Here is an 11,773-nt window from a genome sequence, read left to right as displayed (position 1 = left end):
CATACGTTATAAGTTACTTATTAAGTAGTTTTTTATCCTTATCAAAGACAGGTATAGCAGTTATATCGATCAGTTGTGAATTTATGACCAATTGATGACTTTTTATCTCGCTAAACCTTGATAGCGCTCTAATTTCCGTATTTTATTTTCTATGTCAGCGAATAGACAAAAGGAAACAGAGAAGAGAAACAGAGAAGAAAGAGGAGAAGGAAGAAAACGAAAAAACCCCAGCCGTTAGGCTAGGGTTTGTAATAGTGGTCGGTGAAGAGGGATTCGAACCCCCGACCCTCTGGTCCCAAACCAGATGCGCTACCAAACTGCGCTATTCACCGACATATCGCTTAGTGCGAAAATAATGGGGTGGCTGACGGGACTTGAACCCGCGACAACTGGAATCACAATCCAGGGCTCTACCAACTGAGCTACAGCCACCACTGATTTTCTGCCATATTCCTTATCCCGGAATGGCGCGCCCGACAGGATTTGAACCTGTGACCTTTGGCTTCGGAGGCCAACACTCTATCCAACTGAGCTACGGGCGCTTGCCCCGTTGGCGGTGTCGAATATTACGGATATCACCACCAGCCGTCTAGCATTTTTTTTAATTTTTTTACTGACTGGTCTCTTTTTCAACAAATCGCGTAGAAATCGTCAGTAAGGTCTCTATTATAACGGTTTAACGTAACAATCTAAAGCGCTATAATCACCTAATCTTTACACGGGGTTAACCTAGCGAGGTTGGCAAATCCGTTGAGACGAGACTGACAGGCCGCAACCGAATCACTCTTGATTGATTCACCCCTTAAGGTTGGCGGCAAATAACATAAAAAAGGCGTTAAGCCACCAGTAATGTGGGAGTGTCATTGTGAGCGCAAAGGGAAAAAGTCTAGGTCGTATTATGGTTGCCTCGGTAGCAGCCCTACTATTTGCTTCTGCTGCGCAAGCATTAGAAGTGTCTGAACAAGAAAAAGCCGCCATCGCCGAGCGCATTGCACCTGTGGGTGACGTGTATATTGATGGAGAAGCCCCCACGCAAACGGCGGCAGCAGAGCCAACTGGCCCACGCAGCGGTGATCAGGTCTATAATACTTACTGCACAGCCTGTCACGGCACAGGCGCAGCTGGCGCCCCTAAAATCGGTGATGCCGCCGCTTGGGGTCCACGTGTTGATAAAGGCATGGAAACCCTAGCCAAACATGCGATCAACGGTTTTAATGCGATGCCTGCCAAAGGCACCTGTATGGACTGCTCGGATGATGAAATCGTCGCGGCTATCGAGCACATGCTCGACGCACTCTAATAGCACTGCTCATCAATCGTTTGACAGTAACGCCGCCTTCGCGGCGTTACTTATTGAGCAAGGCTGTGTTTAGGGTGACTTGTTTTTATCGAGCATAGCTTTTAAGTTAGCGATCGCCGCTTGCCCTTTTTCCATTCTCTCTTCTTGTGACACCGGTTTTTTCTGCGACTCCCACTCAAGATCATCAAACGGCAATTCGTCGAGAAAACGGCTTTGTTGTGGCTTGATAAGCTCGCCAAACTGACGCCTTTCTTTGCAAACGACAAAGGTCAGCGCCTTTTGCGCACGGGTCAATCCGACGTAAGCTAAACGCCGCTCTTCGTCGATATTATCTTCATCAATACTCGATTGATGAGGCAACAAGCCTTCTTCCATACCGATCAAATACACGTATGGAAATTCTAGCCCTTTCGATGCGTGCAACGTCATCAGCTGTACTTGGTCAGCCTCGTCATCATCTTCGCCTCGCTCCATCATGTCACGCAGCGTCAGGCGCTGAACCACTTCTCGCAGGCTTCGTTCAACCTGATCCGGATTATCCCCCTGAAGATCAGCGACAATCCAACTGTGAAGCTGTGAGACGTTTTTCATCCGCATCTCTGCCACTTTGGGACTGGATGAACTCTCATACAGCCAATCTTCATACTGTGTATCTCGCAACAGTGATCGTATCGCGGACACGGTATCGCCCCGCTCAGCCTGATCAGACAGTTCAACAATCCACCGCGTAAACGCTTGCAGGGCAGCCAGCCCTCGCCCAGATAAATGCTGGGTCAGGCCTAACTCAAAGCTCGCCGCAAACAAGCTCTTGCCGCGCTGATTGGCATAACTGCCGAGTTTTTCTAATGTCACCGGGCCAATTTCGCGTCGCGGCGTATTCACTACGCGCAAAAACGCATTGTCGTCATCTGGGTTGGTCAACAAGCGCAAATAGGCCATGATGTCTTTAATTTCGGCGCGCGAGAAGAAGGACGTGCCGCCTGATATTTTATACGGGATACGATTTTGTATCAGGGCTTTTTCAATCAAACGCGATTGGTGATTGCCACGGTATAAGACCGCGTAATCTTTGTATTGCGTACGCCCTAAAAAACGGTGGCCTATCAGTTCCCCAACCACACGTTCCGCTTCATGCTCTTCGTTATTGGCAATCAGCACTTTGAGCATGTCGCCATCGGGCAAGGCAGAAAATAGCGTTTTTTCGAATACATGGGGGTTATTGGCTATCAAGATATTGGCTGCACGCAGTATTCGACTGGTTGAGCGGTAATTTTGCTCCAACTTCACCACATGCAGACGCGGAAAGTCTTGTTGTAAGTACACCAGGTTTTTCGGCTGAGCGCCTCGCCAGGAGTAAATCGATTGGTCATCATCCCCTACCACGGTAAAGCGTGATCGCTCACCCACCAGCAGCTTCACCAATTGATACTGGCTGGTGTTGGTATCTTGATACTCGTCGACCAATAAATAGCGAATACGTGCTTGCCAACGCTCACGCACGGTTTGGTTTTGGCTAAGTAGCGCCACCGGCATCAAGATAAGATCATCAAAATCGAGCGCGTTATAGGCCCGCATTTGTTTTTGATAGCGCGCATAGCAGGCGGCAAATAACTGGTCCCGCTCACCTTGTGCTTGCGCCAGCGCTTCATCGGGTCCCAACATGGCATTTTTCCAGTTGGAGATGGTGTGCACCAATTGACGCAGCAAGTCTTTATCATTATCTAGCTCTTGTTCGGTCAGAGCTTTGAGTAGCGCTAATTGGTCTTGATCATCAAACAACGAAAAGCCCGCTTTTAACCCCAAGGTTTTGTATTCTCGGCGGATAATATTCAGGCCCAAGGTATGAAAGGTTGACACCATCAAGCCGCGCGATTCTTGCTTACCCAAGCTTTGTGCCACGCGCTCTTTCATCTCTCGTGCCGCTTTGTTCGTGAAAGTCACCGCGGCAATATGACGCGCTTTATAGCCACATTGTTGAACCAAATAGGCGATCTTATGCGTAATCACGCGTGTTTTTCCCGAGCCTGCGCCAGCTAACACCAGACAGGGGCCAGAAATATGGCGGACTGCATCCGATTGCGCAGGATTAAGCTTCATGATGGCGGCACCTCGTTAATGGCTGAGAGGGCATTGTAGAAGGAATCTTACTGATGTCTATCTCACCCAAGCAAGGCTCAACAAGCTTGCTACAATTTATGCTTGTCATACGCACAAAATTCACTCTAAAATGAATGAACGTTCATTCACTAGTAAGTTCATCATCAATGGACAAACGTACGCAAATATTCGCGGCGACAGAGCAACTGATTGCCACGCGTGGGCTCGACAAGGTCTCAATGCATCAGGTCGCCACCCAAGCGCAAGTGGCCGCCGGCACCATTTATCGCTATTTTAACGATAAAGAAGACTTGCTTCGTCAACTGTCTATGCACCTTATGATGCAATGTGCGACCCATATTCAACAGGGGGTAAAGGATGAACCAACCCTAAAAGATCAATTTGAGCGGTTATGGCGCAACACGTGGACCATGATGCTACAACGTGATCACTTATTATTATCTCGTGACCAGTTTGATGCCCTGCCACGCGATGATCAGTCACAAACCCAGCAAGAGCGAGAGGCCTTCTCTGATCTTTATCAAGTCTTTCAGGAAGGTAAGCGGCAAAAGCGCTTTAAGCCACTGGACGATGAGGTGCTCATCACCTTGGGGCTTGAACCCGTTTTTTGTTTAGCTCGCAAACAGGTTCGGGGTGTTATAACTCTAGACAGTTATGCTATCGCAGATGCGATCCAAGCTTGCTGGGATGCAATTTCTCTTCACTAACGACGCTCGGAGCTTACTTCGATGAAAAAATGGTTTTTCTTTATGGTTATCCTTGCACTGCTGCTGTTTGGCAGTGTGATTGGCTTTAACCTATTTAAGCAGCAAAAGGTTGCAGAGTATATGGCAAACATGCCAGAGCCGACGCATCCAGTGACGGCAGTGACCGTTAACGCTGAACCCTGGACACCCACCATGGACGCCATCGGGTTTGTTGAGCCCAATCAAGGGATCACCTTAACCACGCAAATTGCCGGTGTGGTGGATGTGATCAACTTTGAATCAGGCCAAACCGTTAAACGTGGGCAAAATCTGGTTGAACTCGACTCTAGCGTTGAAAAAGCCAACTTGGCAAGTACGCAAGCACGATTACCCGCCGCAGAAGCCAAGTTCAAACGTTATCAAGGACTGTTTACTAAAGGGTCGATTTCTAAAGAAGCATTGGATGAAGCTGAAGCGAATTACCGTTCTTTACAAGCTGACATTAATGCGCTTGAAGCCACCATTGCACGTCGTAACCTTCAAGCTCCCTTTGATGGTGTGATTGGCCTGCGTAATGTATTTATGGGTGAGTACCTGCAGCCAGGTACCGATATTGCTCGACTAGAAGATACCTCGGTAATGAAACTGCGCTTTACCGTGCCGCAAACCGATATCTCGAAGCTCCGTCTAAGCCAGGCATTACGCATTACAGTCGATGCTTATCCTGAAAAAGAATTCATCGGCTCTATCAGTGCTATCGAGCCTGCGGTCAACAGCCAGAGCGGCCTGATTAAAGTGGAAGCCAATATTCCCAACAATGATGGCCAGTTACGCTCAGGGATGTTCGCCCGCGCCGATATCGTTTTGCCGACGGTTGAGAATCAAATAGTGATTGATCAAACCGCGATTAACTTCAATCTATACGGTGAAAGTGTGTATGTAATCCGTGAAGAAGATGGAGAAAAGCGCGCTTATCAACAAGTCCTTAAAGTCGGCGAGCGTCGTGGCCATCAAGCACGCATTATCGACGGTCTAAAGCCTGGTGATCAGGTTGTTACGTCCGGCCAGGTGCGCTTAAGCAATGGCTCTAAAGTGAAAATCGTCGACAACGACGCTCTCACTCCACCAGAACAATTACCTCAATTGTAAGACGAGGATGTGATGCGCTTTACTGATATTTTTATCCGGCGCCCAGTGCTAGCTGCGTCAATCAGTATTCTGATTGCGCTGCTCGGTTTGCAGTCTTTATTTAAGATGCAAGTTAGGGAATACCCGGAGATGACCAATACCGTGGTCACCATCACAACCAGCTATTATGGTGCCAGTGCTGACTTGATTCAGGGTTTTATTACCACCCCGCTCGAGCAAGCTGTCGCCCAAGCTGACAATATTGACTTTATGACCTCAGAATCGGTGCTGGGATCATCGACAATCACGGTCAACATGAAGCTAAATACCGATCCGAATGCCGCCTTGGCAGATATACTGGCCAAAGTCAATTCGGTAAGGGCACAGCTCCCGGCAGAATCAGAAGATCCGTCCGTATCCATGTCGACCGGCTCTACGACCGCCGTCATGTATATCGGTTTTACCTCGCCAGAACTCGACTCGAGCCAGATCACTGATTATCTTGAGCGCGTGGTTAAACCCCAATTGTTTACCGTGGGTGGGGTGTCAAAAATCGATCTATATGGCGGGGTGAAGTACGGCTTACGTGTATGGCTTGATCCTGAAAAGATGGCGGCCTTTAAGCTAAGTGCCACTGATGTCATGTCAGTACTCGATGCCAATAACTACCAGTCGGCAACCGGTCAAGCTACCGGTACCTTTATGGTCTACAACGGCAGTGCGGATACGCAAGTTTCAACGCCGGAAGAGTTAGCCAAACTGGTGGTTGATACACAAGATGGCCGCGTCGTGCGGTTAGGCGATATTGCTAACGTCTCGCTGGAAAAAAGTCACGACCGAGTCCGAGCGCTTGCCAATGGTTCCGAGGCAGTTGTCGCAGCCATTAACGCTACCCCCTCAGCCAACCCGATCAATATTGCTGCCGACGTGATGGATATGTTGCCCGAAGTGGAACGTAACATGCCCAGCAACATTGAGATGAACGTGTTGTATGACTCGTCGAATGCGATCAATGAGTCAATCAATGAGGTAATCAAAACCATCATCGAAGCCGCGTTAATTGTGTTGGTGGTTATTACTCTGTTCTTGGGCTCGTTCCGCGCGGTAATCATCCCCATTATTACCATCCCGCTGTCGCTGATTGGTGTAGCGCTAGTGATGGAAATGATTGGCTTCTCACTGAACTTAATGACGCTACTGGCCATGGTTCTGGCCATCGGCTTGGTGGTCGATGACGCCATTGTGGTGCTCGAGAATATCGACCGTCATATTAAGTTAGGTGAGTCGCCGTTCCGTGCCGCCATCATTGGTACCCGTGAGATAGCGGTGCCCGTTATTTCTATGACGCTAACACTGGCAGCCGTTTATGCCCCTATCGCCATGATGGGCGGGATCACCGGCTCCCTGTTTAAGGAGTTTGCATTAACGCTTGCTGGGGCGGTGTTTGTGTCCGGTATTGTGGCACTAACGCTCTCGCCGGTGATGTGTGCGACCTTGTTAAAAGCCAATGCGCAACCGAGTCGTTTTGAGTTAGCGGTACATCGCTTCCTTGATGGGATGACAGATAAGTATGCGCGTATGCTCAGCAAGGTGATGGAGCGCCGTCCGGTGATCGTGACGTTTGCGGTGATTGTATTCGCTTCCCTGCCGGTGCTGTTTAGCTTTATTCCTAGTGAGCTTGCTCCGTCAGAGGATAAAGGCGTGGTGGTCATGATGGGTACTGCGCCCTCCACCGCTAACTTGGATTACATCCAAAATAGCATGGCGGAAGTGAACCAAAAACTGGACCAGCAACCCGAAGTGGCTTTCTCACAAGTTTTCTCCGGGGTACCTAAGTCGAATCAAGCCTTTGGTATCGCCTCATTAGTACCTTGGAGCGAGCGGGAAGCGAGCCAGTCTGAGGTAGTCAAACGCATGGCGAATGAAGTGAAGGATATTCCAGGTATGAAGGTCACCACCTTCGAAATGCCGGAATTGCCAGGTGCTTCCTCAGGTTTGCCTATTCAATTTGTGGTGACATCGCCCAATAACTTCGAAAGCCTGTATCAGGTAACCGCTGAAATCATGGGCGAAGTGCAATCAAGCCCAAATTTCGTTTACTCGGAGCTTAACCTTAACTTCGACTCCGCCACCATGAATATCCATATTGATAAGGATAAAGCGGGATCGTATGGCGTCACCATGCGTGATATCGGTACGACGATCGGAACCATGATGGCCGACGGCTACATTAATCGTATTGACTTTGACGGCCGATCGTATGAAGTGATCCCGCAAGTTGAGCGTAAATATCGCCTTAACCCTGAGTCGATCGAAAGCTACTACGTGAGCGCTGCCAATGGTGATTCGATACCTCTCGGCTCTTTGATTGATATTGAAGTGACAGGCGAGCCGCGCTCGTTACCTCATTTTAATCAATTGAATGCCGCGACGATTAGTGCCGTTGCTGCCCCTAGCGTGACCATGGGTACCGCCGTAGAGTGGTTTGAAAGCAAAGCGGCAGAACTGCCAAAAGGGTATCAGCACGATTATCTTGGTGAATCGCGTCAATACGTCACTGAAGGCAGTGCGCTGTATGCAACTTTCTTGTTTGCACTGGCGATTATTTACTTGGTGCTTGCGATTCAGTTCGAATCGCTACTCGACCCTTTGGTGATCTTGGTCTCAGTGCCTCTGGCGATTTGTGGCGCGTTGATTGCTTTGGCCTGGGGGCTGTCATCGATGAATATCTACTCGCAGGTGGGGCTGATAACCTTGATAGGTTTAATTACCAAGCACGGTATTTTGATCTGTGAAGTCGCCAAAGAGCAGCAGCTATATCACCAAGCCAGTCGAATGGAAGCGGTAAAAGAGGCTGCAAAAATTCGTCTGCGTCCGATCTTGATGACAACAGCTGCAATGATTGCAGGCCTTATCCCGCTTATGTTTGCTAGCGGCGCCGGTGCCGAACAACGCTTTAGCATCGGGATAGTCATCGTGGCGGGTCTTGCCATCGGGACATTATTCACGCTATTCGTTCTGCCAGTGATTTATACCTATCTGGCCAGCAAGCACAAGCCGCTGCCGGTGTTTGTCGAAGACGATGAGCTTGATAAGCTCGATGAAGACTATCGTGCATCACATTAATGCATCCTATTAAGGGCCTACGGGCCCTTTTCTTTTGTCATCCTTTCGACAAGCTGTACGTATTTACATAGAATAAAGACAGTTAATGAAGGAGTATTCCATGTTTGACCCGAAAAAACTTGAGCAAATGGCCAAGCAAATTCACGATGCCATGCCTCAGCCTGTTAAAGAGTTAGGCACGGATATGGAAAGCCGTGTGCGCCAAGCCATTCAAGGCCAGCTGACTAAGCTTGACGTGGTAAGCCGTGAGGAGTTTGATGTACAAACTCAGGTATTACTGCGCACGCGTCAAAAGCTCACCGAGCTCGAAGCAAAGCTTGAAGAAATGGAAACAAAGATCGGCCAATCGCAAGATAACCAGCAATAACCGATCGCATCAACGCAAAAAGCCTGACCCTCAGGCCAGGCTTATCTCTGCGTATCATTTCAACTGATGGCAGTCAGTTATCGGGCGCAGTTAGCTATTAAGCGTAATTAGTTATCAAGCGCGATTAATTATCAAGTGCGATCTGCTTCATATCGGTCATATAGCCACGTAACTCTTCACCGATATATTCGATCGGGTGATGACGAATACGGTCATTCACTTCAATCAAGGTGGCGTTATCAACCTGATTAGATGTTTCTGACAATCCTTTGCCAATCACATCCGCGCCCACCGTTGGCATAAAATGCTCGCGCAACAATGGCGTCGCGACATTAGCGAACAAGTAGTTACCGTACTCTGCCGTATCGGAAATAACCACGTTCATTTCGTAAAGACGCTTACGTGCAATGGTGTTGGCAATCAACGGCAACTCATGCAATGACTCGTAATACGCCGACTCTTCCACAATGCCGGATGACACCATGACCTCAAAGGCAAGCTCGACCCCAGCACGCACCATGGCAACCATCAAAATACCGTTATCAAAGAATTCTTGCTCACTGATGCTTACATCCGACTCGGGATAGTTTTCAAACGCGGTCTGTGCCGTTTCCTCACGCCAAGTGAAAAGATCTTTATCGCCATTATCCCAATCGGCCATCATGGTCGCGGAGAAATGGCCAGAGATAATGTCATCCATGTGTTTGTTGTAAAGGGGACGCATAAGCTCTTTAAGCGACTCCGACAGCTCAAAGGCTTTTACTTTCGCGGGGTTGGACAAGCGATCCATCATATGCGTGATGCCACCGAATTTCAGCGCTTCAGTAATCGTTTCCCAGCCATATTGAATAAGTTTCCCCGCATAACCCGGCTCAACACCTTCTGCAATCATTTTCTCATAGCAAACAACCGATCCGGCCTGCAGCATGCCACACAGGATGGTTTGTTCGCCCATCAGGTCTGATTTTACTTCCGCCACAAACGAAGACGCTAGCACCCCGGCACGATGACCGCCGGTTGCGGCTGCCCATGCTTTCGCAACCTCAAAGCCTTCGCCGTTAGGATCATTTTCTGGATGGACCGCGATCAGCGTTGGCACACCAAAGCCGCGTTTATACTCTTCACGCACTTCGGTACCTGGACACTTAGGCGCCACCATAACGACGGTAATATCTTCACGAATGCGCTGACCCACTTCGACGATATTAAAGCCATGAGAGTAACCGAGCGCAGCGCCATCTTTCATCAACGGCATGACGGTCTCTACGACGTTGGAGTGTTGCTTATCTGGGGTCAGATTGATCACCAAATCCGCTTGTGGGATCACATCTTGGTAGCTCCCCACTGTAAACCCATGATCGACCGCGTTTTGGTAAGAAGGACGCTTCTCATCAATCGCCGCCTGACGCAGTGCATAAGCCACATCAAGACCCGAGTCACGCATGTTTAGACCCTGATTAAGCCCTTGCGCCCCACAGCCAACAATCACCACTTTTTTACCTTTGAGGAATTCGGCCTCGTTGGCAAATTCATCGCGCGACATAAATCGACAAACGCCTAATTGTTCCAATTGTTGACGCAAATTCAGGGTATTAAAGTAGTTCGCCATAGGGTGCTCCATTGATTCGAATCCATAATTGGGTGCGTTTTCACCGCTTAATTTTGATACTACCTTAACCATCACATTGCCTAAAGTGATATATTCACAACATGACATTGCAAATAAAGCAAGAACACACCATGAACACCAAACAACTTACGGGTTTTCTTCACCTCTGTGATACCAAAAGCTATACCCGTGCGGCAAAAGCCATGCATGCTAGCCCGTCGGCCCTAAGTCGGATTATTCAACGGCTTGAGGAGGACATCGGTCAACCGTTGTTTATTCGGACGAACAAAGCCGTTACCTTAACGCCCGCAGGAAAAACGTTATTACCCGTGGCGCGAGAAATCTTACAACTATGGCATACCACCAAAGCCAATATTAATGAACATGCCTCTTTGCTCGGCGGTAAACTCACGCTCTTTTGCTCGGTCACCGCCAGCTATAGCCATTTACCTGAGCTCCTCGCGCGGTTTCGTCAGCAATACCCAAATATCGAGCTACAACTGCTGACCGGCGATCCCGCTCAGGCAGAAGAAAAGGTGCAAGACAATAGTGCAGACATTGCCATTGCCGCTAAACCAAAGTATTTGTCGTCAAGTTTAGTCTTTCAACCCATTGATACCGTGAGCTTGTCGGTTATCGCGCCGGCAATGGCCAGCAGTGGCATTGACTTACAAGCCATTGACTGGCAACACATACCCTTAATCTTGCCCGAAGCGGGAACAGCACGCGAACTCGCTGATCAATGGTTGGCCAGCAAAGGCATCGAGGCAAACGTCTACGCACAAATAGCGGGTCACGAGGCGATAGTCAGTATGGTGGCATTGGGCTGTGGTATTGGTGTTGCACCGGATGTGGTGATTGATAACAGTCCAGTAAAGGACAAGGTTGAGCGCTTGCGCCAAGAAATCGTACAACCTCTCGAACTAGGCCTTTGTTGTAAAGCTTCCCGCGCAAAAGAGCCTTTACTCAACGCCCTACTCGATGTCATGCGATAAACCAAAAAGCCCCAACACAATGATGCTGGGGCTTAAACGCAAAAAACCCCAGCTTTTCAGCTAGGGTTTCTAAGTAGTGGCGGAGTGGACGGGACTCGAACCCGCGACCCCCGGCGTGACAGGCCGGTATTCTAACCAACTGAACTACCACTCCGCACCAATTCTGTCTCATCAAAGTCTTACACTTAATTGCTTTGATGCTTAAATTTTTGCTAACTAAAGCCTAATACTAAGCGCTAATTAGATAATGAGAGCCTGGCGATGTCCTACTCTCACATGGGGAGACCCCACACTACCATCGGCGCTGCTTCGTTTCACTACTGAGTTCGGCATGGAGTCAGGTGGGTCCAAAGCGCTATGGTCGCCAAGCAAAATTTGGTGTGTCTTCACTTTTCAGTCAAAACACAAATCTAGAAAGCTGTTTCGTTCTCGCCACAATCAACT

General features: G+C 48.9%; 8 protein-coding genes, 4 tRNA genes and 1 rRNA gene. 6 read left to right on the top strand and 7 right to left on the bottom strand.

All coding sequences use genetic code 11. The annotated features are described in order from the left end of the window. Nucleotides 1–255: 255 nt before the first annotated feature. From BZG75_RS14810 to BZG75_RS14800, 3 genes are all read right to left on the bottom strand, one after another. Nucleotides 256–332, bottom strand: a tRNA-Pro gene (locus BZG75_RS14810). Nucleotides 333–356: 24 nt separating this feature from the next. Further along, nucleotides 357–432 (bottom strand) — tRNA-His (locus BZG75_RS14805). A 33-nt stretch (nt 433–465) separates the two neighbouring features. Further along, nucleotides 466–542, bottom strand: a tRNA-Arg gene (locus tag BZG75_RS14800). A 323-nt stretch (nt 543–865) separates the two neighbouring features. On the opposite strand from BZG75_RS14800, the gene BZG75_RS14795 reads away from it, so the two are divergent. After that, nucleotides 866–1,300, top strand: a complete 435-nt coding sequence (locus BZG75_RS14795; RefSeq protein WP_077577391.1) for a c-type cytochrome — start codon at nt 866–868, stop codon at nt 1,298–1,300. Between the two features lie 69 nt (nt 1,301–1,369). Here BZG75_RS14795 and rep read toward each other — a convergent pair whose 3' ends face one another. Then, the gene (gene rep / locus BZG75_RS14790) at nt 1,370–3,397 is read right to left on the bottom strand and encodes a DNA helicase Rep (protein WP_077577390.1); all 2,028 of its coding nucleotides are present in this window, start codon (nt 3,395–3,397) and stop codon (nt 1,370–1,372) included. 167 nt (nt 3,398–3,564) lie between these two features. Here rep and BZG75_RS14785 point away from each other — a divergent pair, with 167 nt between their 5' ends. The 4 genes from BZG75_RS14785 to ubiK all read left to right on the top strand — a co-directional run bounded on the left by BZG75_RS14785 (nt 3,565) and on the right by ubiK (nt 8,725). Beyond that, on the top strand, nt 3,565–4,125 hold the full coding sequence (locus BZG75_RS14785; protein ID WP_025744533.1) for a TetR/AcrR family transcriptional regulator: 561 nt from the start codon (nt 3,565–3,567) through the stop codon (nt 4,123–4,125). A 21-nt stretch (nt 4,126–4,146) separates the two neighbouring features. Beyond that, complete coding sequence (locus BZG75_RS14780) at nt 4,147–5,253, top strand: efflux RND transporter periplasmic adaptor subunit (protein WP_077577389.1); 1,107 nt, start codon at nt 4,147–4,149, stop codon at nt 5,251–5,253. A gap of 12 nt (nt 5,254–5,265) precedes the next feature. Continuing rightward, a complete protein-coding gene (locus BZG75_RS14775) occupies nt 5,266–8,358 on the top strand; it encodes a multidrug efflux RND transporter permease subunit (RefSeq protein ID WP_077577388.1) in 3,093 nt (1,030 codons plus the stop codon). A 100-nt stretch (nt 8,359–8,458) separates the two neighbouring features. Continuing rightward, nucleotides 8,459–8,725: a ubiquinone biosynthesis accessory factor UbiK gene (ubiK, locus tag BZG75_RS14770; protein WP_021022177.1), complete on the top strand. Its 267-nt coding sequence runs from the start codon at nt 8,459–8,461 to the stop codon at nt 8,723–8,725. 124 nt (nt 8,726–8,849) lie between these two features. Here the strand turns inward: ubiK and ilvC are convergent, their stop codons facing one another. Further along, a complete protein-coding gene (gene ilvC, locus BZG75_RS14765) occupies nt 8,850–10,334 on the bottom strand; it encodes a ketol-acid reductoisomerase (RefSeq protein ID WP_077577387.1) in 1,485 nt (494 codons plus the stop codon). Between the two features lie 131 nt (nt 10,335–10,465). Here ilvC and ilvY point away from each other — a divergent pair, with 131 nt between their 5' ends. Beyond that, entirely contained in the window at nt 10,466–11,329 is an 864-nt protein-coding gene (gene ilvY / locus BZG75_RS14760; protein ID WP_077577386.1) for an HTH-type transcriptional activator IlvY, read from the top strand. 77 nt (nt 11,330–11,406) lie between these two features. On the opposite strand, the gene BZG75_RS14755 is transcribed toward ilvY, so the two are convergent. Further along, a tRNA-Asp gene (locus BZG75_RS14755) sits at nt 11,407–11,483 on the bottom strand. A 99-nt stretch (nt 11,484–11,582) separates the two neighbouring features. Then, nucleotides 11,583–11,698 (bottom strand): 5S ribosomal RNA (gene rrf, locus BZG75_RS14750). Nucleotides 11,699–11,773 lie beyond the last annotated feature (75 nt).

Source organism: Salinivibrio sp. AR640, assembly GCF_001995405.1.
In the GTDB taxonomy this organism is placed as follows: Bacteria; Pseudomonadota; Gammaproteobacteria; order Enterobacterales; family Vibrionaceae; genus Salinivibrio; species Salinivibrio costicola.
The sequence above is the reverse complement of the archived record's forward strand: the minus strand, read 5'-3'. Positions and strand labels throughout refer to the sequence as shown.

What these genes read in the sequence shown, in the direction of transcription:
- ubiK (WP_021022177.1), top strand. Translation starts at nt 8,459, where the DNA reads ATGTTTGACCCGAAAAAACTTGAGCAAATGGCCAAGCAAATTCACGAT.
- ilvY (WP_077577386.1), top strand. Translation starts at nt 10,466, where the DNA reads ATGAACACCAAACAACTTACGGGTTTTCTTCACCTCTGTGATACCAAA.
- rep (WP_077577390.1), bottom strand. Translation starts at nt 3,397, where the DNA reads ATGAAGCTTAATCCTGCGCAATCGGATGCAGTCCGCCATATTTCTGGC.
- BZG75_RS14775 (WP_077577388.1), top strand. Translation starts at nt 5,266, where the DNA reads ATGCGCTTTACTGATATTTTTATCCGGCGCCCAGTGCTAGCTGCGTCA.
- BZG75_RS14785 (WP_025744533.1), top strand. Translation starts at nt 3,565, where the DNA reads ATGGACAAACGTACGCAAATATTCGCGGCGACAGAGCAACTGATTGCC.
- ilvC (WP_077577387.1), bottom strand. Translation starts at nt 10,334, where the DNA reads ATGGCGAACTACTTTAATACCCTGAATTTGCGTCAACAATTGGAACAA.
- BZG75_RS14780 (WP_077577389.1), top strand. Translation starts at nt 4,147, where the DNA reads ATGAAAAAATGGTTTTTCTTTATGGTTATCCTTGCACTGCTGCTGTTT.